The sequence below is a fragment of the uncultured Castellaniella sp. genome, from assembly GCF_937988725.1.
Lineage (GTDB): Bacteria > Pseudomonadota > Gammaproteobacteria > Burkholderiales > Burkholderiaceae_B > Castellaniella.
The window spans coordinates 467,960-494,688 of record NZ_CALKHS010000010.1 but is presented as its reverse complement, the minus strand read 5'-3'; the positions used below and the strand labels follow the sequence as shown (position 1 = coordinate 494,688).

Here is a 26,729-nt window from a genome sequence, read left to right as displayed (position 1 = left end):
CATGGCCTCGATGATCGATCAAAGGGGCCAGGCCCTGGCGGAAGCTCTCGTCGTCATGGGCGCGTTGGCCAGTCTGTGCCTGGGAATCGCCTGGCTGGGGCGCACCCAGGATGCCGCCTTGCAGCTGTCGCATGCCAGCCGCCAGGCCGCCTTTGCCTGGGCCCACCAGAACCTGCCGGACGCCGACCTGGCCGCCCAGGCGGCCGCCGACGGCCTGACGCCGGGGCAGCGGGGACGAACCCGGTCAGGGGCGGATCTGCTGTCCGGCGGCATCCGCGTGCGCCTGGACGCCTTGCCCGTCCGGCAGGGACGCCGGCCGGGAGACCCGGTGCCCGGGGCGGCGGATATCCGCCGGGAACTGCGACTGGGCGACGAGACCCTGTGGCGGGCCGGCGTCGGCGCCCGTACGACGGGTCGGGATCGGATCTCCGGCGGTTTGCGGGATTTCGACGACCAGGCGCTGTTCCTGTTGCGCCAGACGGTGATCATGCGGGGGGCCGGCGCGGCGGCGGACGATGCCGCGGTGCAAGGCACGCTGGGCGGCAGCGGGCGGGTCTGGGCGCGAGCCGGACGAGTTTCGCAGGCGGTCGGTGCTGGCGTGGATCGCCGGATGCAGGGCGTGGATGCGGCCTGGGGACGTGAACGTCCGGATTGGGACTGGCTGGGGCCCTGGACCTCTCGGGTGCCCGCGCGGCACTTGCAACCCCGGAGCGCGCCATGAAGGGACGAACGTTCGCCTTGCTTCAAGGGTTGTTGCTGGCGGGATTGAGCTGCCTGGCTGACCCTGCGCGCGCCCAGCCATGGGATCCGGCCCGCGCCGTTGCGCAGCCCGAGTGGGTCTGGGCCGACGCGCAGCAGCTGGATTCGCCTCAGGCCCGGATTTCCGTGCAGACTTTTCACGCTCCGGCGCTGCCCCTGGAGGTCGCGCGGCGCCTGGCCGCCGCGTCCGGGCAGCGGCTGACACGCTTGCAGTGGGCGGGACCCCTGTTGGTGCTGTCGGGCGGACGCGGGGCGGAACATTGGCTGGCGCAGCTGCAGCCGCGGGCGGGGGGCACGGCGGGGCTGGTGTCCCGCCTGGCGCCTGCGGCGCCGGCCGGCGCCGATTTCGATCCCGCCGCGCTGGCGCCGCCCGGGGCGCGCCGGGTGCTGCTGGTCCGGGGCCGGAACGCGGCGGCTCCGGTGTCGTTCAGCAGTTTCGACTGTCCGGGAACGCCGGCCCAGGTGGCGGCCGCCGTGCGGCGCGCCTTGCATGCCGCAGGCTGGTCCGAGGTCCGCCCCGCAGGGACGGCCCGCTTGCCCATCGCCACGGACGTGGCGCGGCCCGACGCCGCCGACGCGGCTTCGCTGCCGGCGGACTGGCGCCATTCCCGCGACGGCCGCCTGTCCGTCCATGTGCATGCGCGCGCCCGATCCGTCGCCCTGACGTTCTGGCATCATCCCCAGGAGTCCTCATGAGCCTGTCATTCCTCAGGATCCCCCGATCCGCCGTGCTGGCCGCGCTGGCCCTGGGCATCGGGGCGCTGGCCGCCGTCTTTCTGTCCCTGCACGTGCGCGAACGTATCCGGCGGGTCGAAGATCAGGCGCGTCTGCCCATGGTCCAGCGCATCGTGGCGGCGCGTGACCTGCCCGCCGGCACGCGCCTGGTGTCCGACCATCTGGCGCTGCGCGAGTTCCCCGCGCAATGGGTGGGGCGAGACACCCTGCCGGCGGCCCGTTACGCGGATCTGGAGGGCCGGGTGCTGACGACGGCCCTGCAGGCCGGCGACGCGATCCTGGCCGCGCATACGCTGATGCCGCAGACGGCCTTTTCCGCTCATCTGGCGCCGGGACGGCGGGCCATCACGCTGCCGGTGGACCAGGTCAATTCGCTGTCCGGCCTGCTGCAGCCAGGCGACCTGATCGATCTGTACGTGTCTTTCGACCATCATCGCAAGCGCCTGACCGCGCCCCTGCTGCAAGGCGTGCTGGTGCTGGCGACCGGCCGGGAAACGCGGCCCGCGGCGGCAGGGACGGGGGCCGAGGATGTTTCCTATTCGACCGTGACGCTGGATGCCGCGCCGGACGATGTGGTCAAGCTGGTGGCGGCGCGCCAGGCGGGCGCCCTGACGGCCATCCTGCGCCATCCCGAGGATGACGGCGCCGACCGCCGGGCGGCCCGGGGCGATCTGGCCGCGCTCCTGGGAATCAATACCCCTGCGCCCCCCGCGACGCGCAAGGCCGTGATCCTGTATGGCGGCGGAGCCGCCCGCGGCATGCCGGCCTGGGCGATGCCGGGCCGCGGCGTCGAGCCGCGCCCCGGCAATGGCCTGTTCAATCTGCCGGCCGCCCAATCCCTGAGCAGCGCCTGGCAGCGCGACGGGGCGGGACTCCTGCCGTCCGTTCCGGTCGAGCCTGGGCGCGGGCCGGACGGCGTGGAGGCGCAGGCCGGCGGCATCCTGCAGGCGGCGCCCTGGCCGAATGATCCGTCCGTGCGGGACGCATGGGGAGAACAGCCATGAGCCGCCCTTGCCGGTTCTGGCGCATCCTTTCTCTGTGCGGCCTGCTATGGGCGCCCGTCTGCCCGGGGGCCGACGCGGCGGCCGCGTCCGAAACGCAGATCTCCCTGCAGGCGGGCGAGGTGCGCGTGCTGGGCATCCCCGGCGTGGCTCGCGTGGCGGTGGGCGACGGCCAGATCGTCAATGCTGTCAGCACCGATGACCGGGAAGTCATCCTGTTCGCCCGCAAGCCCGGTTTCAGCACCCTGCATGCCTGGACGGCGGATGGCCAGGTGTCCCGCTATGCCGTCGAGGTCGCCCCGGAAGGCGCCCGCCAGCTGCGGGATGAGTTGCGCGCCGTGCTGGAGCGCATCCCCGGCGCCCGGATCACCTCGCTGGGCGACAAGCTGCTGATCGAGGGCGACGAACTGTCCGACGCGGACCGGCAGCGCCTGGCCGAACTGGGCCGCCGGTATCCGCAGCTGCTGGATTTCACCGGGGCCGTGGGCTGGGACCAGATGGTGCTGCTGGACGTCCAGGTGGTCGAGGTGCCCAAGACCCTGATGCGGGAATTGGGCCTGCGCTGGGACCCGCAGAGCGCGGGCGGCCTGACGGCCGGGGCCGGCTGGGATGGCGGTTCGCGGCGCTTTGCCGATCGCCCCGGGGAATCCGTGCTGCCGCTGGTGTTCCCGGCGGCCCGGGCGGCCGGATACTTCGGTTTGAATGCGCTACTGTCCGCGCGGCTCAATCTCCTGGCCCAGGACGGACGGGCCGTCGTGCTGGCGCAGCCTCAACTGCTGGCCCGCAGCGGAGCGACGGCCGAGTTCCTGGCGGGGGGCGAAGTTCCCTACAGCACCGTGGATCGCAATGGCAACACCCAGACGGCGTTCAAGCCGTATGGGGTGTCGCTGCGCATCACCCCGTCCGTGGAACGCAGCGGCGCGGTGCGTTCCCGGATCGAGGTCGAGGTCAGCTCCATCGACACGGCGCTGTCGGTGCCGGGCGGGCCTTCCCTCAAGACGCGGCGCACCGCGACGGAGTTCAACGTCCGCTCGGGGCAGACGCTGGTGCTGGCCGGGTTCCTGTCCCGGGACACGGCCGACAATGTGGATCGCGTGCCGGGCCTGGGTTCGCTGCCCGTGCTGGGCGCGCTGTTCAAGTCCACCCGATTCCAGCGCAATGAAACGGAATTGGCCATTCTGGTGACGCCGCAACTGGTGACGGCGGCTCATCCCGACGTGCGTACCCGCGTGGGGCGCGCGGCTGCCGTGCTGCGCCAGGCGTTTCCCCAGGCGCCCGGCTTGATGAACCCGATCCGCTCCAGCGATGCGGTGCGCGAACCGGTGGAACCCCGTGGCTGGAATCCCCGGGCGGGCGGCCCGGGTTCTCAATGGCGGACGGGCCAGGGAGAGCAGCCATGAACGACGTCGAACTCGATCTGCATTTTGAAGACGGCCGCCGCCGGCGGGAAATCCACGCCTTGCCCTTGCTGCTTGGCCGCGAGGCGGACTGCGGCCTCGTTCTGAAGAGCTGGCGGGTGGCCCGCCATCATGCGCGGGTGCTGTGCCGGGACCATGAGGTCTGGGTGGAAGACCTGGGGTCGATCTTCGGCACCACGGTCAATGGCCGCCGGGTGGCGTCCCACGGGCCTTTGCAGCCGGAGGATGAACTGCTGATCGGTCCTTGCCTGATCCGCCTGCGTCTGCTGCGGGAACCTGGCGGGCGTTCGGATCCGGGCAGCCCGCCGTCCGACGGCGCGGGAGGCGTCCTGGGCGAAGGTTCCCCGGGCCTGCCGGAACGGTCACAGCCGGCCTGTGTTGCGGATATCCCTGGAGCTCTCGGGACGGCGAGGATCGGTCCGTCCATGCCTTCGGAATCGGCGCGGGCCGGTGAAGGTCAGCGCGCGGCGGCGGAAGGGGGGGTGGACATTGTGGCAATGAGTAATGTGGCAATGAGCAATGTGCCGATGGCGCCGGATTTGCAGCCCGCCGTCCCGTCTGCGCAGTCCGCCGCCGCGAAGGCGGGGCCTGGCGAGCCCCCGGCGCCGGATGCCTCCGTGCCGGCGGCAGCCTGGAAAGACCACCGACGCCGCCTGCACGAGGATCTGCTCCGCGCGCTGCAGTTGCGCCGCCGGGACATCAGCGGCATGAGCGACGCGGCCTTGCGGGCCGAGGCCACGCGGGTGCTGGGGGGCCTGATCGCGGCGGATCCGCAGTTGCCCGATCGCCTGGATCGGCGTTCCTTGCTGCAGGAACTGGTGGATGAGGCCGTGGGCCTGGGGCCGCTGGAACCCCTGCTGGCGGACCCGGGAGTGACGGAAATCATGGTGAACCGCCATGATGAGATTTTCGTCGAACGGGCGGGATGCCTGGTGCGGGATCCGGCCAGCTTCAGCAGCGAGCAGGCGGTCCTGGGCATCATCGACCGCATCGTGGCTCCGCTGGGGCGGCGCATCGACGACAGCGCGCCCATGGTGGACGCGCGCTTGCGCGACGGGTCCCGGGTCAATGCCGTGATCGCGCCGGTCTCCTTGCGGGGCGCCAGCCTGACGATCCGCAAGTTCCCCTCTCGGCGCCTGGACATGCCGGACCTGCTGAATGTCGGCGCCCTGGACGAATCCATGGCCGCCTTCCTGACCCACAGCGTCCGGCACCGGAAGAACGTGCTGGTGTCGGGCGGCACAGGGTCGGGCAAGACCAGTCTTCTGAACATCCTGTCCAATGCCATCCCGGCGGGCGAACGCATCATCACCATCGAGGACGCCGCCGAACTGCGGCTCAATCACCGCCATCTGGTCAGCCTGGAAGCCCGTCCGCCCAATCTGGAAGGGCGCGGCCGGGTGGACATCCGGGACCTGGTCCGCAATGCCCTGCGCATGCGGCCCGACCGCATCGTCGTCGGCGAATGCCGGGGCGGCGAGGCCTTCGACATGCTGGCCGCCATGAATACGGGGCACGAAGGCTCGCTCACCACCCTGCACGCCAACAGTCCCCGGGATGCCCTGGGGCGCCTGGAGACCATGATCCTCATGGCCGGCATGGACCTGCCGCTGGGGGCGGTCCGGGAACATATCGTGGCCAGCATCGACCTGATCGTGCAGCTGGTGCGCACGGCCGATGGCCGGCGGTTGCTCAGCGCCATCGTTCAGGTGACGGGCATCGAGAGCGGCCGAATCCAGCTGCAGGAACTGTTCCTGGGCCAGGCGGGACCGCCCGCCGTCTTCACCGGTTGCGGCCTGATGCCCGACGGCTTCGACGGGGCCGCCGCGCTGGACATCCGCCTGTTCTCGCAGCGTTCGGTGCGCCAGGGGCGGGCAGCGTTGGCGGATGCCGCGCAAGGGGACGCGCCATGTCCGATGTCGTCCTGATTCCATTGATCGGGGCCAGCGCGGCCCTGGGCGCCTGGTTGCTGCTGGGGCGCCTGTGGCGGCTCTGGCATGATTACGACCGCCGCCTGCAGGATGAGACGCGGCGCACGCTGGATGCCTCGTTCCTGTTCGTCGACGCGGCGCAGCTGCGGCCCTTGTGGTGGGTGGCCGGGGCGATGGTCCCGCTGGCCGTCGCCTGGCTGGCGGGGCAGTGGTGGGGCATCGTGCCTGTGCTGCTGGGGCTGGCGATGGCGCCATCCCTGGTCCTGAGGCGGATGCGACGCCGCCGGATGCAGCTGTTCGATGAACAGTTGCCGGAACTGATGCAGGCCCTGGCGGGCGCGCTGCGGGCGGGGGCGGGCCTGCAGCCGGCGCTGCAGCACATCGTGCCGCAATCCCTGCCGCCCTTGTCCCAGGAGTTTTCCCTGATGCTGCGCGAGCAGCGCCTGGGCCTGGGATTCCAGGAAGCCTTGCGGCACCTGCATCGGCGCATGCCCACCGAGTCCTGCAGCCTGGTGGTGTCCGCCCTGGGCATTGCCGCCCAGACCGGCGGCGGCCTGGCCGACACGCTGGAGCGCATCGCCCAGACGCTACGCGCCCGTCAGCATTGGCTGGGGCGGGTGCGGGCGCTGACCGCCCAGGGGCGGATGCAGAGCCACATCATGGCGGCCCTGCCGGTCTGCCTGCTGCTCGTGCTCGCCCGCCTGGAACCGGAGGCCATGTCCCTGTTGTATCGCACCTGGTATGGGGGGCTGGTGCTGGCGGTGATGGGCGTGCTGGAAATCCTGGGCATCGTCTGGATCCGGCGGGTGGCGGCCATCGATGTCTGAACGGACCGCATTCCGTGAGGCCTGAAGGAGGATATCCATGACATGGTTCTGGCTGGGCCTGTTCCTGGCGGCGGTGGCCGCATGCCTGGGATGCTGGGTCCTGGGGGCCCCCTGGGCCGCCCACGCTGCCCAGGGACCCGCGCCGCCCGTCGCATTCTGGTGGCCCTGGGTGCGGGCCCTGGCCCCCTGGTGCGCGCCCTGGGTGACGTGGCCCATGCGGCGTCGCCTGCAGCGCTGGGGGCCTCGGGCGGGCCTGCCGGATTGCTGGACGGCCGAACACTGGCTGGCCGCCCGCTTGCTGCTGGCGGGGATCGGCGCGTGCGCGCTGGGCGGCGGCGCCCTGATGGCGGGCGTGTCCTTGCGGGGAATGGTCGTGCTGGCGCTGGCGGGCGCGGGACTGGCCTCTTTGTGGCCGGACGTGCGCCTGCGGCGGCGCGCGGCGGTGCGGCGCCAGGCGATGGTGCGTGAGCTGCCGTTCATGCTGGACCTGATGACCCTGTGCGTGGAAGCCGGCCTGAGCCTGCCGGCCGCCTTGCGCCAGGTGGCGGATCATGCGCCGGCGGGGCCGCTGCGCCAGAGCCTGCGCGATGCCTGCGCGCTGGAGCGCACCGGCGTCGAGCGGGCCCGCTGGCTGGCTCAATGGGCGGAGGGGTCCGATGTGCCCGGCGTGCATAGCCTGGTGCTGGCCCTGGGGCAGGCCGATCGCCTGGGCATGAGCCTGGGGCCCTTGCTGCGGGCGCAGGCCGAACGCCAGCGCAGCGAGCGGTTTTCGCGCGCGGAAACCCTGGCCTTGCAGGCCCCGGTGAAGATGCTGTTTCCCATGGCCCTGTGCATTTTCCCCTGCACCTTCCTGGCCATCGGCTTTCCCGTGGTGGTCAAATTTCTGGATACCGGCCTGTGATGGCGCCCGGCGGCCCGCGCGACCGGCCGGACTGGGGGTCTTCCCCCGGCGTCCTGCATCTGGTCGAGGCCAGGACCTTCCGGCAACGCCTGTTGGGCCTGCATGCCTGGCCGTCCTGGGGGGACGTGCCCCGGGGATTGCTGCTGCCGCGATGCCGCCTGGTGCATGGGCTGGGCCTGGCACAGGCCTTCGATCTGGTGTTTTTGGGAAAGGGCGGCGAAATCCTGCGGCGCCTGCCCGGATGGCCGCCCAACCGGTGGGCGTTCTGCGCGCAGGCCTGGGCCGCGCTGGAATTGCCGCCCGGCTACTGCGGCCGACCCGATTGGGCCGACCGGATCGCGGGGGCCTGGGCCTTACGCGGCGGCGTCCCGGAAGATCGTGGCGTAGATGGGGTAGAAGCTGCAGTACAGCAGGGCGGTGATCAGCACGTCCAGCACCAGGGACAGCCAGACCAGCGCCGTCGTGGATATGCCTGCCGCCGCCAGGCCGTCCAGCACCAGGTGCAGGCCGTAGAATGCGGCGGCCCAACTGGCGACGTACAGGATGATGGCCCATTTGTTGCGCCAGCACGCCACCATGGAATAGAACAGGGCGCGGCGCATCGGCAGCCGGTGCCAGCCCATCAGGGCCGGAGCGTGCCAGAACAGGGCGGACAGCAGCACGTAGAAGGCGCCGAAGACGATCATCGGGCCGGTCATCGCGCCGGCCAGCGTTGCGTAGTCGGGCTGGGCTTCGGTGCCGATGGCCGCCAGCAATTGCGACAGGAAGGGCAGGACGGCAGCCAGCGCCGCCAGCATCGTGCAGCCCAGGTAGGCCAGTCCCAGGCGCAGCAGGGCGGGCGTCGTCCCGGCTTCCTGCAAGGGGCGCAGCCACATGCCGGGCAGCATGCGCTGGCCCAGGCTCAGGTGGCGGCAGGCGCACAGGGTCAGGAAGGTCAGCAGGGGCGTCAGGCTGACCAGCACGATCTGGCCCAGGATCGGGATGGCCGCCCCCAGGTTGATCAGGAAACTGGTGGCGGTGCTCCAGAAGATCATGGCCAGCGGCTGGCGCCGGAACAGGGCGTAGCCCTGGACGATCCAGCCCCAGCCCGCGCTGGGCGGCAGGATGGCGGCTTGCAGGGAAGGCGTGTTCATGCGAGGGCCTGAGGAAGCGCCGGCGCGGCCTGGGTGCTGCGCAGCCGCAGGATGCGTTCGAAATGGCGGGGATCGTGAGGCTTCAGGGTCTGGGCCGGCCGGGGCAGGTGGAAGTCGTACAGGCGGGAAATCCAGAAGCGCAGCGCGGCCGCCCGCAGCATGACCGGCCATGCGGCTTTCTCGGCCGCCGTGAAGGGACGCACCGCGTGATAGGCCTGAAGCCAGGCCTGCAGCCGCCGCCGGATGAAGGCGCCGGTGCTGCGCTGGATGCACCAGTCGTTGACGCTGACGGCGACGTCGAACAGCCAGGTGTCGCAGCCGGCGAAATAGAAATCGATGAAGCCGCCCATGTGCGGCGATTCGAACGTGCCGTCGAACAGCACGTTGTCGCGAAACAGGTCGCAGTGGGCCGGCCCGAAGGGCAGCTCGGACAGGCCGGGGGCGGCCGCGAAGGCGCTTTGTTCGCGCACGCTCTCGTTCAGCAGGGCGGCCTGGCTGTCGTCCAGGAAGGGCAGGACTTTCGGGGCCGTGGCCTGCCACCAGGGCAGGCCGCGCAGATTGGGCTGGCGCAGCGGGAAGTCCCGGGCGGCCAGGTGGGCGCGCGCCAGGGTTTCCCCCGCCAGGGCGCAATGCGCCGGGCCGGGTTCCGGTTCGTAGCCGCCATTCAGGCGCGTGACGATGGCGGCGGGCTTGCCGTTCAGCGTGGTCAGGCGGGAGCCGTCCAGCAGCGTCTGCGGCTGGGGAACCGGCACGCCGCGCGTGGCCAGATGGTGCATCAGTTCGATGTAGAAGGGCAGCTGTTCGGCGCTCAACACCTCGAACAGGGTCAGGACGTAGGCCCCTTGCGTCGTGTCCAGGAAATAGTTGGTGTTTTCGATGCCGGCGGTGATGCCGCGCAGCGCGACCAGGTCGCCCAGCTGGTAGCGGCGCAACAGATCGCGGGCGTCGTCTTCGGAGACGGAAGTGAATACGGCCATGAAAGGTGAGGGCAGCCGGGAGCTGCATGGGCGGTGGATCCAACGCGGCATTTTAGTCGAAAGTAAAATGACGATTCTTTCCGACTGAATTGCGATGATGGCTGATTGGCGTTTGTGCGTGGCCCCGATGATCGACGTGACGGATCGCCACTGCCGGTATTTCCACCGGCTGCTGGCGCCGCGGGCCCGCCTGTATACCGAAATGATCACGACGGGCGCCTTGCTGCATGGCGATGCGGCGCGGCATCTGGATTTCGACGCGGCGGAACATCCCGTGGCCCTGCAACTGGGGGGCAGCGAGCCCGATGCCTTGGCGCGCAGCGCCCGCCTGGGCGCCGACTGGGGCTACGACGAGATCAACCTGAATTGCGGCTGCCCGTCCGAACGGGTGCAGCGCGGCGCCTTCGGCGCCTGCCTGATGGCGGAACCGCGCCTGGTGGCCGACTGCGTGCGGGCCATGCAGGATGCCGTGCCGGTGCCCGTGACGGTCAAGCACCGGCTGGGCCTGGATTACGACGAGTCCTATGATTTCGTGCGGGATTTCGTCGGCATCCTGTACGACGAAGGCTGTCGGGTGTTCATCGCGCATGCCCGCAATGCCGTCCTGAAAGGCCTGTCGCCCAAGGACAACCGCGAAAAACCGCCCCTGCGCCATGACGAGGTCTTGCGGCTGAAGCGGGATTTCCCGGATGCGACGTTCGTCCTGAACGGCGGCCTGGACCAGGTGCCCGATTGCCTGGACTGGATGCGGCGCCTGGACGGCGTCATGCTGGGCCGGGCGGCCTGGCATCATCCGGACATCCTGGCCGTGCTGGACCGCCACCTGGGGCCGCAAGCGTCAGCGCCCGGCGCCGACGCGCCCGCCGACGATACGGCCTGGGCCGAGTCCATCCTGGATCGTTTCGAGGCCTATGCGGCCCGGCAGCACGCCCAGGGCGTGCCGCTGCACATTCTGGTGCGGGGGCTGCTGGGTTGGCGCGCTGGCCGTCCGGGGGCGCGCCAGTGGCGCCGGCTGCTGTCCGATCCCGCGGCCCTGCGGGCCGAGGGGCCGGCCGTGCTGCGCCGCGCCTGGGATCTGCTGGCCGGCGGCGGTCAGGCCTTGCGGGCGGACGTTCCGGCGTCTTCGGTCGGCCAGTCGCGGATGTAGGCTTTCAGCATGTCGTTTTCGAATTGCTGCGCCTCGACGATGGCGCGCGCCATGTCGTAGAAGGAAATCACGCCCATCAGGGTGGGACCGTCCATGACGGGGATGTAGCGGGCGTGCTTGTCCAGCATCAGACGCTGGACCTCGTCGGCGTCGGTGTTGGGCGTGACGCTGACGGGAGCGTCGTCCATGATGCTGCGCACGGTGAAATCCCCCGCCTGGCCGTCGTGGCTGTCCAGGTGGTTGATGATTTCGCGGAAGGTCAGCATGCCGACCAGCCGGCCGTGTTCCATGATGACCAGGGACCCGATGTCCAGCTGGCTCATGGAGGTGATGGCTTCGCGCACGGGCATGTCGGGGCTGCCGGTGTACAGCGTGTGCCCCTTCACCCGCAGGATTTCATTGACTTTCAACATGATGGTTTCCTATGGGCCGTTCTTTTTGATGGTTTTCCCGGGGAATCTCCGGAAAAGCCCCCCGAAAGCCTATTGTGCATCATCATCCGGATTTGCGGTAGCGGATTGCCGGAACAGCGCTTCGAGCGTCGGCGGCTGGCCCTGCAGCGTGATCGCCAGCGCATCGGCCATCGTCGAACGCAGTCCCGGCTGGCTGCGGTCCAGCAGCAGGCGGTCGGTCAGCGGCCCCAGCGTGGCCCGGTGAGGGTCGCAGGCCAGCACCCAGAGTTCGTTGTCGGAAGTCGGCACGGCATAGCCCAGTTCGCGCAGCGTGGCCAGGATGTCGTGCAGCGCGTCGGGATGGACCCGCAGGTGCTTTTCCAGGAAGCCCGGGCTGCGGCCGGGAGGCAGGGTGTCGCGGGCCCGCCACAGCACCCGCAGGATGCCCAGGGCGTCGATGATCTGGGCGCCGGGATGCCGCAGCAGCGCCCAGCGGTGCAGGCGCAGGGCGGGCAGCAGGGACGCCACTGTCGCGCCCAGCAGGACCACCAGCCAGGACAGATAGATCCACAGCAGGAAGATCGGCAGCGTGGCGAATGCCCCGTAGATGACGGTGTAGGACGGAAACTTCGTCAGGTACCAGGTAAAGGCCGCCTTCATCAGGGTCAGGATGATGGCGGTGCCCAGGCCGCCCGCCAGCGCGTCGCGCCACAGGACCCGGCAGTTGGGCACGAACACGAACAAGGCCGTGAAGCCCAGAACCGACAGCAGGAAGGGCACCACGTTCAGCAGCAGCCCCAGCCCTTCGGGCAGGTTGCCGATATAGCCCAGGGACTCGCGGGCCAGCACGGAACTGGCCCACAGGCTGGCGCCCGTCAGGATCGGTCCCAGCGAGATGATGGCCCAGTACACCAGCAGGCGCTGGCGCAGGGGCCGCTGGCGGGCCACGTTCCAGATCTCGTTGAAGGCCTGGTCGATGGTCATGATCAGCATGATCGACGTGACCACCAGGAAGCCGCCGCCCACCGCCGTCAGCCCGGAGGCCTGGGCGGCGAACTGGTTCAGGTAGCGCATGATGGTGTCCGATACCGACGGCGGCAGCAGACTTTCCCCGAGAAAGGCTTCCAGCGCCTGGCGGAATTCGGCGAAGAGCGGGAAGGCGGTGAACAGGGCCAGGATCACCGCCAGCAGAGGCACGATGGCCAGCACGGTGGTGAAGGTCAGGCTGGAGGCGACCCGGGTCAGCTTGCGGTGGCCGGCGAAATCCAGGGTGAACCGCAGGATGTCCAGCGCCCGGGCGCGGCGTTCGGTGGAGGAAGCGGCAGGTGAGGGCGACATCATCGAGAAGCAGGAAGCTGGTTTCGAGCCATAATAGCAGGATGGAAACGAAGCTCAATCAAGGCTTGCATCGCCTGGCCTGCATCTGCCTGATCGCATTGATCGTTCTGTGCGTGGGGTGGGAACTGTGGTGGGCCCCCCTGCGGCCCGGGGGCACCCTGATGGCCCTGAAGGCCGTACCGCTGCTGTTCGCCGTGCGCGGGGTGCTGCGGGCGCGGCTCTATACCCTGCAATGGGTCGCGATGCTCAGCCTGCTGTATCTGATGGAAGGCGCCGTGCGGGCCTGGTCGGATGCGTCGGCCGTCTCGGCGGCCCTGGCCGGGGTGGAAATCGCGCTGTCGCTGGGGCTGTATCTCTGCGCCATTCTTTATGTGCGGCCGGCCAAGCGCGCCGCCCGCCGTCAGGCGTCTTAGGGGTCTGCGCCATGCATCGCGCCGATTCATCCCCGCACGCGCCCGCCGTCGGCGGCGCCCCGCTGTTCGCGCCCTCGGCCGTGGGCTGCGCCTTCGCCGACCTGCCCACGTCCTTTTACACGCGCGTGGCGCCGCGTCCGCTGACCGACTCCTGGCTGGCGCATGCCAATCCGGATGCCGCCGGGCTGCTGGAGCTGGACGCCGCCGCCTTGCGGACGCCCGAGTTCCTGGCCCTGTGTTCGGGCGCCGGCCGCCTGCCGGGAATCGACCCCGTGGCCACCGTCTACAGCGGCCATCAGTTCGGCGTCTGGGCCGGGCAGCTGGGCGACGGCCGCGCGCATCTGCTGGGCGACGTCCGGGGCCCGCAGGGCCGCTGGGAAGTTCAATTGAAAGGGTCCGGGCGCACGCCGTATTCCCGCATGGGCGACGGCTGGGCCGTATTGCGGTCCAGCGTGCGCGAATACCTGGCCAGCCAGGCCATGGCCGGGCTGGGCGTTCCCACCACCCTGGCCCTCGCCCTGACGGCGTCCAGCGACCCGGTCATCCGGGAAACGCAGGAAACCGCGGCGGTCGTGACCCGGCTCGCCCCGTCCTTCGTCCGCTTCGGGCATTTCGAACACTGGGCGCGCTCGGCCACGGAGCAGGCCGCCTTGCTGGACCACGTGGTGGAGCATTGGTTCCAGGACTGCCGGGAAGGCCCGGCGGATCGCCCCGACCGGCCCGCCACGGCCTGCCGGCTGCTGGAAGAGGTCACCCGCCGCACCGCCCGCCTGATGGCGCAATGGCAGCTCGTGGGTTTTTGCCACGGCGTCATGAACACCGACAATATGTCCATCCTGGGCTTGACGCTGGATTACGGCCCCTATGGCTTCATGGACGCCTTCCAGGCCAATCACGTCTGCAACCACAGCGATACCCTGGGGCGCTACGCCTGGAACGCGCAGCCCGCGGTGGCCCAGTGGAATCTGACCCGTCTGGCCGAAAGCCTGCTGGTGCTGGGATGCGCGGCGCCGGATCTGGAAGCCGCGCTGGCGCCCTTCGAACGGACCTTCCTGCAGGCCTATCATGCCGGGCTGGCGCAAAAGTTCGGCTTCGCCGACTGGCGTCCCCAGGATGCCGATCTGGGCGACGCCTGGTGGGCGCTGCTGCATGCGCAGCGGGCGGACTTCACCCTGGCCTTCCGCCGCCTGGCCGACGTCGGCGCCGATGCGCAGCCCTGGCTGGATCTGTTCGCCGATGCCGGGGCCGCCCGGCAGTGGCTCGACCGCTATCGGGCCCGGCTGACGGACGATCCGCGCCCGCAGGCGCAGCGCAAGGCGGCGATGGACCGCGTCAATCCGCTGTACGTGCTGCGCAATCACCTGGCGCAGCAGGCCATCGAGGCGGCCGGACAGGGGGATTCGTCGGAGATCGACCGGCTGATGGCCCTGCTGCGCGATCCCTATGCCTGGCGGCCCGGCCACGAGGCCGACGCGCGGCCGCCCGCGCCGGATGTGCCTGTGGTGGCCGTCAGCTGCTCGTCCTGACGAGGCGTATGCCATAATCGAAGTCCCCTTCGACGATTTTTCCCACCGCATACCGACCATGTCTGGCAATACCCTGGGTACTCTGTTTCGTGTCACCAATTTCGGCGAATCGCACGGGCCGGCCATCGGCGCCGTGATCGACGGCTGCCCCCCCGGATTGTCGCTGTCGGAGGCCGACATCCAGGTCGAACTGGACCGCCGTCGGCCGGGCACCTCGCGCCACGTCACCCAGCGCCGGGAACCGGACACCGTGGAAATCCTGTCGGGGGTCTTCGAGGGCCAGACCACCGGCACGCCCATCGGCCTGCTGATCCGCAACACCGACGCGCGCAGCAAGGACTACAGCGCCATCGCCGACACCTTCCGCCCCGGCCATGCCGATTACAGCTATTGGAAGAAATACGGCATCCGCGACCCGCGCGGCGGCGGGCGCTCGTCGGCCCGCCTGACGGCGCCCACCGTGGCCGCCGGGGCCGTGGCCCGCAAATGGCTGATGCAGGAATACGGCGTGCGGATCCGCGGCTACATGAGCCAGCTGGGGCCGATTCCGATTCCTTTCGATTCCTGGGACGCGGTGCCGGAAAACCCCTTTTACGCGCCCAATGCCGCCATCGTGCCGCAGTTGGAAGCCTTCATGGACCAGTTGCGCCATGACGGGGATTCCATCGGCGCGCGCATCGAGGTCCAGGCCGAAGGCGTGCCCGCCGGCTGGGGCGAACCCCTGTACGACCGGCTGGATGCGGACATCGCCCACGCCATGATGGGGCTCAACGCGGTCAAGGGCGTCTCCATCGGCTCGGGCTTCGAGTGCGTCGCCATGCGCGGCTCGGAACATGGCGACGAACTCAGCCCGGACGGTTTCCTCGGCAATCACGCGGGCGGCGTCCTGGGCGGCATTTCATCGGGACAGCCGTTGCTGGTGTCCCTGGCGGTCAAGCCCACCTCCAGCATCCGCATCGAACGCCATTCGGTCAACCGGGCCAACGATCCCGTCATGGTCCAGACCCTGGGGCGGCACGATCCTTGCGTAGCGATCCGGGCGACCCCCATCGCCGAGGCCCTGCTGGCCATCGTGCTGATGGATCATGCCTTGCGTCATCGGGGACAATGCTCATGATCACGATCCATACCTCGCCGCGATCCGTCCGGCCCAGGCTGCGCGCCGTCTCGCGCTGGTTCGCCGCGGCGGGGCTTGCCGTCGCGCTGGCCGCCTGCGCGCCGGTGCAGACCACGCAATCCGGACAGGTCGGCATCAATCGCACCCAGTACATGTCCAGCCTGGTGTCCGAGGCCGAACTCAACCAGGAGGCCGCCAGCCAGTATCAGCAGATACTCGCCCAGGCCCGGGCGAAAGGGGGATTGGACCCGTCCGCCGCGCAGACGCAGCGGGTGCAGGCCATCGCCCGCCGGCTGATCGCCCAGGCGGGCGTCTTCCGCCCGGATGCGAAGAACTGGGCCTGGGAAGTTCACGTCGTGAAGTCCGACGAGGTCAATGCCTGGTGCATGCCGGGCGGCAAGATCGCCGTCTACACCGGATTGCTGGACAAGATCAAGCCCACGGACGCCGAACTGGCCGCCGTCATGGGGCACGAGATTTCCCACGCCCTGCGCGAGCATGCCCGCGAACAGGTCTCGCGCCAGATGGGGACCAGCGTGGGCATTTCGATCCTGGCGGCCGTCACCGGCAACCAGGCGGTGGCCGACCTGGGTTCGAATCTCAGCGAAGTCATGTTCAACCTGCCCAACAGCCGGGCCAACGAAACCGAAGCCGATCGCATGGGCGTCGAACTGGCCGCCCGGGCCGGCTACGATCCGCGCGCGGCCATCTCCCTGTGGCAGAAGATGGGCCAGTCAGGCGGAAGCGCGCCGCCCGAGATCCTGTCCACGCACCCGTCCTCGCAAAGCCGGATCGCGGACCTGGAGCAGGCTTCCGCGCGGGTCCTGCCCCTGTATCAGAAGTCGAAATCCTGAGATCCCGTCGTCGCCCGGGCAGGGTGTCGGCGCCCCGTTCAGCTCGGGGCCTCCGATCCTGCCGGGCGGTGTCCGAAACGGGTACCAGTTACCCCTGATACTAGGATAACTGCTGGTCTTGTGGCCGGATGCCACGCTGGCATAATGGGTTTTCAGCCGCCGGCCGCCCCGTGCAGCCGGCGCATCCCTTCGATTTTCGAGATCACGACCATGCCCCAAACCCTGTATGACAAGCTCTGGGATGCCCATGTGGTGCATCAAGGCCCGGACGGCACCTGTCTGCTGTACATCGACCGCCATCTGGTGCACGAAGTCACCAGCCCGCAGGCGTTCGAAGGCCTGGAGCTGGCGGGCCGCAAGCCCTGGCGCATCACCGCCAATCTGGCGGTGGCCGACCACAACGTGCCCACCACCGACCGCAGCCAGGGCATCCAGGACCCGATCTCGCGCCTGCAGGTCGATACCCTGGACAAGAACTGCGATACCTGGGGCATCACCGAATTCCGCATGAACGACCGGCGTCAGGGCATCGTGCACATCATCGGCCCGGAACAGGGCGCGACTTTGCCGGGCATGACCGTGGTCTGCGGCGATTCGCACACCAGCACCCACGGCGCCATGGGCGCCCTGGCCTTCGGCATCGGCACGTCCGAAGTCGAACACGTGCTGGCCACCCAGACGCTGCTGATGAAAAAGAGCCGCAACATGCTGGTGCGGGTCGAAGGCAAGCTGCCCTTCGGCTGCACGGCCAAGGACCTGATCCTGTACGTCATCGGCCAGATCGGCACGGCCGGCGGCACCGGCTACGCCATCGAATTCGGCGGCAGCACGGTGCGCGCGCTGTCCATGGAAGGGCGCATGACGGTCTGCAACATGGCGATCGAGGCGGGCGCGCGCTCCGGCATGGTGGCCGTGGACCAGACCACGATCGATTACTTCAAGGGCCGGCCCTACGCCCCCGAGGGCGCCCTGTGGGACCAGGCCGTCGATTACTGGAAGACCCTGCACTCCGATCCCGATGCGCAGTTCGACCGCGTGGTCGAGATCGACGCCGCGCGGATCGCGCCGCAGGTCAGCTGGGGCACTTCGCCCGAAATGGTCCTGCCGGTCGACGGCCGGGTGCCCGATCCCGACAAGGAAAAGGACGCGGTGCGCCGCAACGGCATGGAACGCGCGCTGCAATACATGGGCCTGGATCCCAATACGCCGATGACCGACATCAAGGTGGATCGCGTGTTCATCGGCTCGTGCACCAACGCACGCATCGAGGACCTGCGCGCGGCCGCCGCCGTAGCCAAGGGCCGCCGGGTGGCCGCCAATGTGCGCCAGGCCATGGTGGTGCCGGGCTCGGGGCTGGTCAAGGCCCAGGCCGAACGCGAAGGCCTTGACAAGATCTTCCTGGCCGCCGGCTTCGAATGGCGCGAGCCGGGCTGTTCCATGTGCCTGGCCATGAACGCCGACCGGCTCGAGCCCGGCGAGCGCTGCGCCTCGACCTCGAACCGGAACTTCGAGGGCCGCCAGGGGCAGGGGGGCAGGACCCACCTGGTCAGCCCCGCCATGGCCGCCGCCGCCGCGGTGGCGGGTCATTTCGTCGACGTCCGCCGTTTCAGCTAGGAGCCTCATCATCATGCAAGCCTTCACCACCCACCAGGGCCTGGCCGTTCCGCTGGACCGCGAGAACGTCGACACCGACCTGATCATTCCCAAGCAGTTCCTGAAATCGATCAAACGTTCCGGCTTCGGCCCGAATCTGTTCGACGAATTGCGCTATCTGGACCATGGCGAACCGGGCATGGACAATTCCCGCCGGCCGCTGAATCCGGACTTCATCCTGAATCAGCCGCGCTACAAGGGGGCCTCGATCCTGCTCGCGCGCAAGAACTTCGGCTGCGGCTCCAGTCGGGAACATGCCCCCTGGGCGCTGCAGCAGTTCGGTTTCCGCGCCATCATCGCGCCGTCGTTCGCCGACATCTTCTTCAACAACAGCTTCAAGAACGGCCTGCTGCCGATCGTGCTGCCCGAATCCCGGGTCGCCCGGCTGTTCGACGAGGTCAATGCCTTCCCGGGGTATACATTGACCATCGATCTGGAACGTCAGCGCGTGGTCTCCCCGGACGGCACCGAGTCGCCCTTCGAGATCGACGGCTACCGCAAGCAGTCCCTGCTCAAGGGCCTGGACGAGATCGGCCAGACCCTGCTGCGCGCCGACATGATCCGCGCCTTCGAGGCCGAGCGCCTGGCGCGCCATCCCTGGCTGGCCAAGTCCGCGCCCCACGCGTCCTGATCTTGAACCTGCTTCACCGAATCCCGGACCCGGCTCGGGGCGGCGGATGCGTTCCGCCGTCCGGGGCCGGGTTCTTGTGACCTGGAATCCTTCATGAGCTCAAAAATCGCAGTCCTGCCGGGCGACGGCATCGGCCCGGAAATCGTCGAACAGGCCGTGCGCGTGCTGCGCGCCCTGAAACTGGACCTGTCCTTCACCGAGGCGCCCGTCGGCGGCGCCGCCTACGCGGCCCAGGGGCACCCGCTGCCGCAGTCCACGCTGGATCTTGCCTTGCAGTCCGACGCGGTGCTGTTCGGCGCCGTGGGCGACTGGAAGTACGATCATCTGGAACGGGCGCTGCGCCCGGAACAGGCGGTGCTGGGCCTGCGCAAGGCCCTGGGCCTGTTCGCCAATCTGCGCCCGGCCATCCTGTATCCGGAGCTGGCCAATGCGTCTTCGCTGAAGCCCGAAGTCGTCGCCGGCCTGGACATCCTGATCGTGCGCGAGCTGACCGGGGACATCTATTTCGGCCAGCCGCGCGGCGTGCGCACCCTGGAAGACGGTCCCTTCGCCGGCGAGCGGCAGGGCTTCGACACCATGCACTACGCGGAAAGCGAGATCCGCCGCATCGCCCACGTCGCCTTCCAGGCGGCCGCCAAGCGTCAGGGCAAGCTGTGCAGCGTGGACAAGGCCAATGTGCTGGAAACCTCCCAGTTCTGGCGCGACATCGTGATCGACGTGGCCCGCGAATACCCTCAGGTGGCGCTGACTCACATGTACGTGGACAATGCCGCGATGCAGCTGGTGCGCGAGCCCAAGGCCTTCGACGTGGTGGTGACCGGCAATCTGTTCGGCGACATCCTGTCGGACGAGGCCGCCATGCTGACCGGGTCGATCGGCATGCTGCCGTCCGCATCCCTGAATGCCAGCCGCCAGGGCCTGTACGAACCCAGCCATGGCTCCGCGCCCGACATCGCCGGACAGAACGTCGCCAATCCCCTGGCGACCATTTTGTCGGCGGCCATGATGCTGCGGTATTCTCTGGATGCCGGCGCGGCGGCGGACCGCATCGAGGCCGCCGTGCAGGCCGTGCTGGCGCAGGGGTTGCGCACGGCGGACATTTTCGAGGCCGGAACCACGCGGGTTTCGACCTCGGAAATGGGTGATGCCGTGCTGAAGGCATTAGAATAAAGAAATCTGGATTTTCACTTTTTGGTTTGGCGGGGATTTATGGCGCAGGCAGTTGGTTTGGTCGGTTGGCGTGGCATGGTGGGCTCGGTGCTCATGCAGCGCATGCGGGAAGAAAACGATTTCGCATTTTTCGAGCCGGTGTTCTTTTCCACCAGCAACGCGGGCGGGGCGGCGCCTTCGTGGGCGCCGGGGGCGGGTTCCTTGCAGGACGCCCACGACATCGACGCCCTGAAGAAGCTGCCCATCATCGTCACGGCGCAGGGCGGCGACTACACCTCGGCCGTCTACCCGAAGCTGCGCGCCGCCGGCTGGACCGGCCTGTGGATCGACGCCGCCAGCACCCTGCGCATGAAGGATGACGCCATCATCGTGCTGGACCCGGTCAACCGTCCGGTGATCGATGCGGCCATGCAGCGCGGCGTGCGCGATTACATCGGCGGCAACTGCACGGTCAGCTGCATGCTGATGGGCCTGGCCGGCCTGTTCAAGGCCGACATGGTCGAATGGATGACGTCCATGACCTATCAGGCCGCGTCGGGCGGCGGCGCCCGCCACATGCGCGAACTGCTCACCCAGTTCGGCATCCTCAACCAGGCGGTGGGCGAACAGCTGGCCGACCCCGCGTCGGCCATCCTGGACATCGACCGGGGCGTGCTCAAGGCCCAGCAGAACCCGGACCTGCCGCGCGAGAACTTCGGCGTGCCGCTGGGCGGCAGCCTGATCCCCTGGATCGACAAGGACCTGGGCGACGGCATGTCGCGCGAAGAATGGAAGGGCGGGGCGGAAACCAACAAGATCCTGGGCCGCGGCCCGGGCTTCGGTGCGGACCCCGTGCCGGTCGACGGCCTGTGCGTGCGCATCGGCGCCATGCGCTGCCACAGCCAGGCGCTGACCATCAAGCTGCGTGGCGACATTCCCCTGGACGAGATCAACGACGCCGTGCGCACCGGCACCGATTGGGCGCGCCTGGTGCCCAACGACAAGGATTCCTCCATGCAGGCTCTGACCCCCGTGGCCGTGACCGGCACTCTGGACATCCCCGTCGGGCGCTTGCGCAAGATGTCCATGGGCCCCGAATACCTCAGCGCCTTCACAGTGGGGGATCAGTTGCTGTGGGGCGCGGCCGAGCCGCTGCGCCGCATGCTGCGCATCGCCCTGGGTGAACTCTGATGACGCCGGCCGCCCGTCTGCTCAGCGGTGTGCTGGCCCTGGCCGCTCTGGCGGCCGGGTCTGCGCAGGCCGCCAGTTTCGGCCATGCCCGCCTGGCATCGGCGGCCGGTGAACCGCTGCTCATCCTGGTGCCGGTGTCGGACCTGACGGCGGCCGATCTGCAGGCGCTGTCCGCCCGGCCCGCGCCGGCATCCGATTGGGCGCAGGCCGGCCTGACGCCGCCCGTCGCCCTGGACAGCCTGGCCGTCACGGTGGCGCCCGACGTTCAGGCCGGGGCCCGCCGCGTGCTGCGCATCGCCTCGAGCCAGGCATTTTCCGGCACGCTGGCCGATCTGCTGCTGGACGTCCGCACCGCCACCGGCGAACAGCGCTATCAGGTTTCCCTGCTGGCGTCCGGTCCCGTGCGGGTGGACTCGCCCGCGTCCCGGCCCGCCTCTTCCCAGCGATCCGGCGCCGCGCCGGCCGTCGGCGCGGCCGCCGCGCCCACCAGCATCCGGCGCATGCCGGCGGGCGCCATCGCCGTGCGTTCGGGCGACACCATGTTCGCCATCTCCCGCCGCCATGCCGTGGACGGCGTGTCGATCTATCAGCTGATGATGGCCTTGCAGCGCGCCAATCCGCAGGCCTTCATCCACAGCAACATCAATCTCGTGCGGGCAGGGGCCTCGCTGGCGGTGCCTTCGGTGGACGACATGCTGTCGGTCTCCGATGCCGAGGCTCGTCGGCAGTTCATGACCCAGACGGCGGCCTTCGCCCGTCTGCGGGGCCGCCAGGCCGACGCCGCGCCCGCCGTGGCGGGGCAGGCCTCGGGCGGCGCGGTGTCGGCCGGATCGGCCGCGTCCTCGTCGTCGGCCGACGCGGGGGCGGGGGATCGCGTCCAGCTTTCACAAGGCGGGAAATCCGATGCCGCGGATGCCCGCGCGGCCCAGGGCCATGCCTTGCAGGATGCCGAATCGCGGGTCGGACAGCTGCAGGACAATGTCCAGCATCTGAACGAGGCCCTGCAGTCGCAGGGCAAGGCCGCCCGCGCGGCGGCCGCGCAGGGCGCGCAGGCGATCGGCCAGTCCATCCAGCAGATCGCTTCGGCCATCAGCGAAGCCAGCCACGAAGCGGCCGCCCAGGCCGATGCCCAACCCGGGGCTACGGCGACCGACGCCGCGTCGGGGGCGGGCGCGAAGCCGGGCGCCGCGGCCTCATCGGGAAGCTCCAGCGCCCAGGCGGGCGCCGCCCAGGGTGGCGGATCCTCGCCGGCGGGCGGCAACGCCGCGGCCCGGGCCGCAGCCGGCGGCACGGCCTCGAACGGCGCCGCCGGCTCCAGATCCGGCGCGGCCGACCTGGATTCGGCGCTCGCTCCCCAGAAGCCCTCCGCCGCCGAAGCCGCCGAACTGAAACCCTCCAAACAGGCTGAACATCGCGTGTCCTGGATTCAAGATCATTTGCTCGGGGTCATGACAGCGCTGCTGGCCGTGATCGTCTTCATCATTGCCTGGCTGCTGCGGCGCGCCAACGCCGCCCGCGACGATGCGGACGACAGTCCGCAGATCACCGAAGCCATGGTGCGCGAGAAACTGCAGGGTGTCGATCTGGACCTGCCGCCCCAGGACGCGACGCAGCCGCCCTCCAAAGCGTAGGGGCCGGTGTCTCGCATCGCTCTCGGGCTCAGCTACGACGGCTCGGGCTGGCACGGCTGGCAGACCCAGCCCGGTGGGCGCACGGTGCAGGATGCGCTGGAAGCCGCCTTGTCCTCGTTCCTGGCCGCGCCCTCGGTCGCCACCATCTGCGCCGGACGCACGGATGCGGGCGTGCATGCCCTGCAGCAGGTCGTGCATCTGGATACCGATGCGGTGCGGCGCGACGAGTCCTGGGTGCGCGGGCTGAATGCGCACTTGCCAGCCAGCGTGTCGGTGCAATGGGCGCAGCCCGTCGCGGCGGACTTCCATGCCCGTTTCGATGCCCGGGTCCGCACTTATTTCTACGTCCTGCGCAGCGCGCCGGTGCGCTCCCCCATCCTGCACGGCCGCGTCGGCTGGGTGCATGACCGCCTGGACGACCGGGCCATGCGGGAAGCCGCCGGGATGCTGCTGGGCGAACACGATTTCAGCGCCTTCCGGTCCGCGGAATGCCAGGCCGCCAGCCCGGTGCGCACCCTGCAGGCCCTGGACATCGCGCGCCAGGGCGATTTCCTGATTTTCGAGTTCCGCGCCAATGCGTTTCTGCATCACATGGTGCGCAATCTCATGGGCACCTTGCTGATGATCGGCCGGGGCCGCCGTCCGCCCGCCTGGGCGCGCGATCTGCTGGCGGCAAGGGACCGCCGGCTGGCCGCGCCGACCTTCATGCCCGATGGCCTGTACTTGGCGCACGTGGCGTATCCGCAGGCGCCGCAGCTGCCCATCCGGCCGCCCGCCGATGCCTTGCTGCATCATCTGGGGGCCTTGCTGCCGATCCCGCGCCCTTGATGTCCGCATGTCGCCCTTTCCGGGTCTTTCCCATGGTGAACGGTCCCTCGCATCGGATAGAATTGTACGTTTTGCAATGTATGCTAGGCCCCGGATGCCGTCGTCGGGCCGGCCTGGCATGAATATTCCGCCGCCGGGCGACCGGGTGGTTTTGTGTTCTGTGGGCGAGCGATGAGAATTCTTCTGAAACTGGCAGGGTGGATAGACGCCCTGAACGCCTGGGTGGGCCGCGCGGTGACCTGGCTGGTCCTGATCGTGGCGGTGATCAGCGCGGGCAACGCCGTGATGCGCAAGCTGTTCAACCTCAGTTCCAATGCCTGGCTGGAACTGCAATGGTATCTGTTTGGCGCGATCTTCCTGCTGGCGGCCGGCTATACCTTCCTGCGCAACGAGCACGTCCGGGTGGACGTGCTGTCGCAGAAGCTGTCCGAGCGCGCCCAGGTCGGCATCGAGATCTTCGGCGTGGTGTTTTTCCTGCTGCCCGCCGCCTGCCTCGTGCTGGGCCTGTCGATTCCCTTTTTCTGGGAATCCTACATCACGCATGAATTGTCCTCGAACACGGAAGGCCTGATCCGCTGGCCGGCCAAGCTGCTGATTCCGGTGGGCTTCGGCCTCCTGATCCTGGCCGGCCTGTCGCACCTGGTCAAATGCATCGGGTTCCTGCGGGGACGGTGCGCCAACCCCATGCGGGTCTCCGACGGCAAGAGCGACGAGGAGGCCCTCGTCGAAGATATCCTGGCCCAGCAGCGGGCCAGCCAGTCAATCGAATCGGCACAGGGACGCTGATCATGGAGTTTCTAGTCGCGAATCTCGCCCCGATCATGTTTTTCAACCTGATCGTGTTCCTGCTGCTCGGCTTTCCGGTGGCCTTCTCCCTGGCGGCCACCGGGGTGGTCTACGGACTGGTGGCCATCGACCTGAACCTGATGAGCCCGCTGCTGTTCCAGGCGCTGCCTCAGCGGATCTTCGGCATCGTGGGCAACGATTCCCTGCTGGCCGTGCCGTTCTTCACTTTCATGGGCCTGATCCTGGAACGCTCCGGCATGGCCGAAGACCTGCTGGACACCGTGGGCCGGCTGTTCGGCCCGCTGCGCGGCGGCCTGGCGATCGCCGTGGTGTTCGTCGGCGCGCTGCTGGCGGCGACCACGGGGGTGGTCTCGGCCTCGGTGATTTCCATGGGGCTGATCTCCCTGCCCATCATGCTGCGCTATGGCTATGACCGCCGCCTGGCCGCGGGCGTGATTGCCGCTTCCGGCACCTTGTCGCAGATCATTCCGCCGTCGCTGGTGCTGATCGTGCTGGCCGACCAGTTGGGCCGCTCGATCGGCGACATGTACCGGGGCGCCATGCTGCCCGGCCTGCTGCTGGCGGGCGCCTACATGGCCTACGTCTTCATCGTGGCGTTCATCCGGCCCGACCAGGCGCCGGCGCTGCCGCCGGAAGCCCGGGGCGAGGTCGACGCGCGCGGCCGGCGGGGTCTGCGCTCCCTGCTGGTCCTGACGGCGATCGCCGCCGCCATCGCGCATTGGGGGTCTCAGTACTATTTCCGCTCCCATACGGACATCCCGGTGGACGAGCGGGTCGTCATCATCCTGCTGATCTGGGGGGCGGCCGCGCTGGCGATGGCCCTGGGCAACAAGCTGCTGCGCCTGGGCTGGCTTTCGCCGCTGGCGGAGCAGGTCGTGTTCGTCATGATCCCGCCGCTGGCCCTGATCTTCCTAGTGCTGGGCACGATCTTCATCGGGGTGGCCACACCCACCGAAGGCGGCGCCATGGGGGCCGTCGGGGCGCTGATCATGGCCGTGTCGCGTCGGCGGTTCTCCATCGCGCAACTGCGCCAGGCCATGGAAAGCACCGCCCGGCTCACGTGCTTCGTCATTTTCATCCTGGTGGGTTCGACGATCTTCAGCCTCAGTTTCCGAGGCATCAATGGCGACATCTGGGTCGAACAGCTGCTGCTGCACGTGCCGGGCGGGGAACTGGGTTTCCTGATCGTGGTCAGCCTGATGACGTTCTTCCTGGCGTTCTTCCTGGACTTCTTCGAGCTGGCCTTCATCATCGTGCCGCTGCTGGGGCCGGTGGCCGACAAGATGGGCATCGACCTGATCTGGTTCGGGGTGCTGCTGGCCGTCAACATGCAGACCTCCTTCGTGCATCCGCCGTTCGGCTTCGCGCTGTTCTATCTGCGTTCCGTCGCTCCGAAGGAAGACTACCGCGACCGGGTGACCGGCAAGCTGATTCGCAAGGTCACGACCGCACAGATCTATTGGGGCTCGATCCCGTTCATCGTCATCCAGATTCTGATGGTCATCGCGGTGCTCAGCTTCCCGGGCATGGTCACGCACTACAAGAGCACTGCGCCGACGGTCAATCCGGCTTCCGTGACCTTCGGCCAGGACAGCGCCTATGGCCAGGATACCTATGGCGGCGACGCGGGCGGAGGCTTCCAGTGATGATTTCCGACCGCACGCGCGTGAAGATCTGCGGCCTGACCCGGACGCAGGATCTGGACGCCGCCGTGGCCGCTGGCGCCGACGCCATCGGCCTGGTCTTCTACCCGCCCAGTCGCCGCTGCCTGACACTGGATCAGGCCGCCGCCTTGCGCGCGCGGGTGCCGGCCTTCGTCGGCGTCACGGCCCTGTTCGTCAATCCCGATGCCCAGGCCGTGCGCCAGGTGATCGAAGTCGTGCGCCCGGACCTGCTGCAATTCCACGGCGAGGAATCCCCCGATTTCTGCGCCGCCTTCGGCGCGCGCCACATGAAAGCCTTCCGGGTCGGGGCTCCGGGGCTGGACACGGCGGCGGCGCTGGCCCGCGCCTGCTCGGCCCACGGCCAGGCGGCCGGCTGGCTGTTCGACAGCTACAGCGCCGGCTACGGCGGCAGCGGCAGCGGTTTCGATACCGCGTTGCTGGCCGAGGTACCGCGCGGCGCCGGGGCGCCGGCCCTGATTCTGTCGGGCGGCATGAAGGCGGAGACGGTGGGAGGGCAGATCGCCGCTCTGGCGCCGTTCGCCGTCGATGTCAGCAGCGGAGTGGAGTCGGCGCCCGGGATCAAGGATCCGGCCCGCATCCAGGCATTCATGCGCGCGGTGCGCGCCGCCGACGCCGCACGGACGGCGGCCTGAGTCCCTGAATCGCCCGTCCCGCGTGGCGTCCCGGGGAGGTCGCCGCGCGGGAA

25 protein-coding genes are annotated in these 26,729 nt (G+C 69.2%); 21 read left to right on the top strand and 4 right to left on the bottom strand.

All coding sequences use genetic code 11. From position 1 onward, the window contains the following. Position 1: 1 nt before the first annotated feature. From Q0263_RS12715 to Q0263_RS12685, 7 genes are read left to right on the top strand one after another with little or no spacing between them, the layout of a single operon-like run. On the top strand, positions 2-721 hold the full coding sequence (locus Q0263_RS12715; RefSeq protein WP_298016614.1) for a hypothetical protein: 720 nt from the start codon (positions 2-4) through the stop codon (positions 719-721). Next, positions 718-1,455, top strand: a complete 738-nt coding sequence (locus tag Q0263_RS12710) for a hypothetical protein (RefSeq protein WP_298016611.1) — start codon at positions 718-720, stop codon at positions 1,453-1,455. Before Q0263_RS12715 ends, Q0263_RS12710 begins: the two co-directional genes overlap by 4 nt. Further along, positions 1,452-2,498, top strand: a complete 1,047-nt coding sequence (cpaB, locus tag Q0263_RS12705) for a Flp pilus assembly protein CpaB (protein WP_298016608.1) — start codon at positions 1,452-1,454, stop codon at positions 2,496-2,498. Before Q0263_RS12710 ends, cpaB begins: the two co-directional genes overlap by 4 nt. Beyond that, positions 2,495-3,895 carry a pilus assembly protein N-terminal domain-containing protein gene (locus Q0263_RS12700; RefSeq protein ID WP_298016605.1) on the top strand — a complete coding sequence of 467 codons (1,401 nt, stop codon included), beginning with the start codon at positions 2,495-2,497 and terminating at the stop codon, positions 3,893-3,895. Before cpaB ends, Q0263_RS12700 begins: the two co-directional genes overlap by 4 nt. Then, the gene (locus Q0263_RS12695) at positions 3,892-5,841 is read left to right on the top strand and encodes an ATPase, T2SS/T4P/T4SS family (RefSeq protein WP_298016602.1); all 1,950 of its coding nucleotides are present in this window, start codon (positions 3,892-3,894) and stop codon (positions 5,839-5,841) included. Before Q0263_RS12700 ends, Q0263_RS12695 begins: the two co-directional genes overlap by 4 nt. Beyond that, positions 5,823-6,671 carry a type II secretion system F family protein gene (locus Q0263_RS12690; RefSeq protein WP_298016600.1) on the top strand — a complete coding sequence of 283 codons (849 nt, stop codon included), beginning with the start codon at positions 5,823-5,825 and terminating at the stop codon, positions 6,669-6,671. The genes Q0263_RS12695 and Q0263_RS12690 overlap by 19 nt, the downstream gene beginning before the upstream one ends. A 37-nt stretch (positions 6,672-6,708) precedes the next feature. Next, positions 6,709-7,572 carry a type II secretion system F family protein gene (locus Q0263_RS12685; RefSeq protein ID WP_298016597.1) on the top strand — a complete coding sequence of 288 codons (864 nt, stop codon included), beginning with the start codon at positions 6,709-6,711 and terminating at the stop codon, positions 7,570-7,572. 353 nt (positions 7,573-7,925) lie between these two features. On the opposite strand, the gene Q0263_RS12680 is transcribed toward Q0263_RS12685, so the two are convergent. Both Q0263_RS12680 and Q0263_RS12675 read right to left on the bottom strand, forming a co-directional pair. After that, positions 7,926-8,705 carry a BPSS1780 family membrane protein gene (locus Q0263_RS12680; RefSeq protein WP_298016595.1) on the bottom strand — a complete coding sequence of 260 codons (780 nt, stop codon included), beginning with the start codon at positions 8,703-8,705 and terminating at the stop codon, positions 7,926-7,928. Further along, positions 8,702-9,682, bottom strand: a complete 981-nt coding sequence (locus tag Q0263_RS12675) for a homoserine kinase (protein WP_298016592.1) — start codon at positions 9,680-9,682, stop codon at positions 8,702-8,704. Before Q0263_RS12675 ends, Q0263_RS12680 begins: the two co-directional genes overlap by 4 nt. 97 nt (positions 9,683-9,779) lie before the next feature. On the opposite strand from Q0263_RS12675, the gene dusA reads away from it, so the two are divergent. Further along, positions 9,780-10,829, top strand: a complete 1,050-nt coding sequence (gene dusA, locus Q0263_RS12670; RefSeq protein WP_298016589.1) for a tRNA dihydrouridine(20/20a) synthase DusA — start codon at positions 9,780-9,782, stop codon at positions 10,827-10,829. Here the strand turns inward: dusA and Q0263_RS12665 are convergent. Further along, entirely contained in the window at positions 10,775-11,242 is a 468-nt protein-coding gene (locus Q0263_RS12665; RefSeq protein ID WP_298016585.1) for a CBS domain-containing protein, read from the bottom strand. The genes dusA and Q0263_RS12665 overlap by 55 nt on opposite strands. 69 nt (positions 11,243-11,311) lie before the next feature. Further along, positions 11,312-12,559, bottom strand: a complete 1,248-nt coding sequence (locus tag Q0263_RS12660; RefSeq protein ID WP_298016582.1) for a YihY family inner membrane protein — start codon at positions 12,557-12,559, stop codon at positions 11,312-11,314. A gap of 41 nt (positions 12,560-12,600) precedes the next feature. Here Q0263_RS12660 and Q0263_RS12655 point away from each other — a divergent pair, with 41 nt between their 5' ends. From Q0263_RS12655 to Q0263_RS12595, 13 genes are all read left to right on the top strand, one after another. Then, entirely contained in the window at positions 12,601-12,972 is a 372-nt protein-coding gene (locus Q0263_RS12655; protein WP_298016579.1) for a DUF2069 domain-containing protein, read from the top strand. A gap of 11 nt (positions 12,973-12,983) precedes the next feature. Further along, positions 12,984-14,498, top strand: a complete 1,515-nt coding sequence (locus Q0263_RS12650; protein ID WP_298016577.1) for a protein adenylyltransferase SelO — start codon at positions 12,984-12,986, stop codon at positions 14,496-14,498. 58 nt (positions 14,499-14,556) lie between these two features. After that, positions 14,557-15,615 (top strand): chorismate synthase, encoded by a 1,059-nt coding sequence (aroC, locus tag Q0263_RS12645; protein WP_298016574.1) that lies wholly within the window; start codon positions 14,557-14,559, stop codon positions 15,613-15,615. Next, the gene (locus Q0263_RS12640) at positions 15,612-16,469 is read left to right on the top strand and encodes a M48 family metallopeptidase (protein WP_298016572.1); all 858 of its coding nucleotides are present in this window, start codon (positions 15,612-15,614) and stop codon (positions 16,467-16,469) included. Before aroC ends, Q0263_RS12640 begins: the two co-directional genes overlap by 4 nt. A gap of 210 nt (positions 16,470-16,679) precedes the next feature. Beyond that, a complete protein-coding gene (gene leuC / locus Q0263_RS12635; protein ID WP_298016569.1) occupies positions 16,680-18,083 on the top strand; it encodes a 3-isopropylmalate dehydratase large subunit in 1,404 nt (467 codons plus the stop codon). A 13-nt stretch (positions 18,084-18,096) separates the two neighbouring features. After that, positions 18,097-18,753, top strand: coding sequence for a 3-isopropylmalate dehydratase small subunit (gene leuD, locus Q0263_RS12630; protein WP_298016567.1), 657 nt, complete (start codon positions 18,097-18,099; stop codon positions 18,751-18,753). A gap of 93 nt (positions 18,754-18,846) precedes the next feature. Beyond that, positions 18,847-19,923: a 3-isopropylmalate dehydrogenase gene (leuB, locus tag Q0263_RS12625; RefSeq protein ID WP_298016564.1), complete on the top strand. Its 1,077-nt coding sequence runs from the start codon at positions 18,847-18,849 to the stop codon at positions 19,921-19,923. A gap of 39 nt (positions 19,924-19,962) precedes the next feature. Next, positions 19,963-21,093, top strand: coding sequence for an aspartate-semialdehyde dehydrogenase (gene asd / locus Q0263_RS12620; RefSeq protein ID WP_298016561.1), 1,131 nt, complete (start codon positions 19,963-19,965; stop codon positions 21,091-21,093). After that, entirely contained in the window at positions 21,093-22,724 is a 1,632-nt protein-coding gene (locus Q0263_RS12615; protein ID WP_298016558.1) for a FimV/HubP family polar landmark protein, read from the top strand. The genes asd and Q0263_RS12615 overlap by 1 nt, the downstream gene beginning before the upstream one ends. Positions 22,725-22,730: 6 nt before the next feature. Continuing rightward, positions 22,731-23,552: a tRNA pseudouridine(38-40) synthase TruA gene (gene truA / locus Q0263_RS12610; RefSeq protein WP_298016555.1), complete on the top strand. Its 822-nt coding sequence runs from the start codon at positions 22,731-22,733 to the stop codon at positions 23,550-23,552. A 171-nt stretch (positions 23,553-23,723) separates the two neighbouring features. Further along, positions 23,724-24,338, top strand: coding sequence for a TRAP transporter small permease subunit (locus tag Q0263_RS12605; RefSeq protein ID WP_298016552.1), 615 nt, complete (start codon positions 23,724-23,726; stop codon positions 24,336-24,338). A 2-nt stretch (positions 24,339-24,340) separates the two neighbouring features. Next, positions 24,341-26,005 carry a TRAP transporter large permease subunit gene (locus Q0263_RS12600; protein WP_298016550.1) on the top strand — a complete coding sequence of 555 codons (1,665 nt, stop codon included), beginning with the start codon at positions 24,341-24,343 and terminating at the stop codon, positions 26,003-26,005. Continuing rightward, positions 26,005-26,676 carry a phosphoribosylanthranilate isomerase gene (locus Q0263_RS12595; RefSeq protein WP_298019078.1) on the top strand — a complete coding sequence of 224 codons (672 nt, stop codon included), beginning with the start codon at positions 26,005-26,007 and terminating at the stop codon, positions 26,674-26,676. The genes Q0263_RS12600 and Q0263_RS12595 overlap by 1 nt, the downstream gene beginning before the upstream one ends. Positions 26,677-26,729 lie beyond the last annotated feature (53 nt).

Bases quoted from the DNA above. Each gene is read 5' to 3' on its own strand.
- Q0263_RS12700 (WP_298016605.1), top strand. From the start codon at position 2,495: ATGAGCCGCCCTTGCCGGTTCTGGCGCATCCTTTCTCTGTGCGGCCTG.
- cpaB (WP_298016608.1), top strand. From the start codon at position 1,452: ATGAGCCTGTCATTCCTCAGGATCCCCCGATCCGCCGTGCTGGCCGCG.
- Q0263_RS12605 (WP_298016552.1), top strand. From the start codon at position 23,724: ATGAGAATTCTTCTGAAACTGGCAGGGTGGATAGACGCCCTGAACGCC.
- Q0263_RS12600 (WP_298016550.1), top strand. From the start codon at position 24,341: ATGGAGTTTCTAGTCGCGAATCTCGCCCCGATCATGTTTTTCAACCTG.
- Q0263_RS12685 (WP_298016597.1), top strand. From the start codon at position 6,709: ATGACATGGTTCTGGCTGGGCCTGTTCCTGGCGGCGGTGGCCGCATGC.
- Q0263_RS12690 (WP_298016600.1), top strand. From the start codon at position 5,823: ATGTCCGATGTCGTCCTGATTCCATTGATCGGGGCCAGCGCGGCCCTG.
- dusA (WP_298016589.1), top strand. From the start codon at position 9,780: ATGGCTGATTGGCGTTTGTGCGTGGCCCCGATGATCGACGTGACGGAT.
- leuD (WP_298016567.1), top strand. From the start codon at position 18,097: ATGCAAGCCTTCACCACCCACCAGGGCCTGGCCGTTCCGCTGGACCGC.
- Q0263_RS12660 (WP_298016582.1), bottom strand. From the start codon at position 12,559: ATGTCGCCCTCACCTGCCGCTTCCTCCACCGAACGCCGCGCCCGGGCG.
- Q0263_RS12640 (WP_298016572.1), top strand. From the start codon at position 15,612: ATGATCACGATCCATACCTCGCCGCGATCCGTCCGGCCCAGGCTGCGC.
- Q0263_RS12655 (WP_298016579.1), top strand. From the start codon at position 12,601: ATGGAAACGAAGCTCAATCAAGGCTTGCATCGCCTGGCCTGCATCTGC.
- Q0263_RS12650 (WP_298016577.1), top strand. From the start codon at position 12,984: ATGCATCGCGCCGATTCATCCCCGCACGCGCCCGCCGTCGGCGGCGCC.
- asd (WP_298016561.1), top strand. From the start codon at position 19,963: ATGGCGCAGGCAGTTGGTTTGGTCGGTTGGCGTGGCATGGTGGGCTCG.
- Q0263_RS12665 (WP_298016585.1), bottom strand. From the start codon at position 11,242: ATGTTGAAAGTCAATGAAATCCTGCGGGTGAAGGGGCACACGCTGTAC.
- leuB (WP_298016564.1), top strand. From the start codon at position 18,847: ATGAGCTCAAAAATCGCAGTCCTGCCGGGCGACGGCATCGGCCCGGAA.
- Q0263_RS12675 (WP_298016592.1), bottom strand. From the start codon at position 9,682: ATGGCCGTATTCACTTCCGTCTCCGAAGACGACGCCCGCGATCTGTTG.
- Q0263_RS12595 (WP_298019078.1), top strand. From the start codon at position 26,005: ATGATTTCCGACCGCACGCGCGTGAAGATCTGCGGCCTGACCCGGACG.
- Q0263_RS12615 (WP_298016558.1), top strand. From the start codon at position 21,093: ATGACGCCGGCCGCCCGTCTGCTCAGCGGTGTGCTGGCCCTGGCCGCT.
- aroC (WP_298016574.1), top strand. From the start codon at position 14,557: ATGTCTGGCAATACCCTGGGTACTCTGTTTCGTGTCACCAATTTCGGC.
- Q0263_RS12710 (WP_298016611.1), top strand. From the start codon at position 718: ATGAAGGGACGAACGTTCGCCTTGCTTCAAGGGTTGTTGCTGGCGGGA.
- Q0263_RS12695 (WP_298016602.1), top strand. From the start codon at position 3,892: ATGAACGACGTCGAACTCGATCTGCATTTTGAAGACGGCCGCCGCCGG.
- Q0263_RS12680 (WP_298016595.1), bottom strand. From the start codon at position 8,705: ATGAACACGCCTTCCCTGCAAGCCGCCATCCTGCCGCCCAGCGCGGGC.
- Q0263_RS12715 (WP_298016614.1), top strand. From the start codon at position 2: ATGGCCTCGATGATCGATCAAAGGGGCCAGGCCCTGGCGGAAGCTCTC.
- leuC (WP_298016569.1), top strand. From the start codon at position 16,680: ATGCCCCAAACCCTGTATGACAAGCTCTGGGATGCCCATGTGGTGCAT.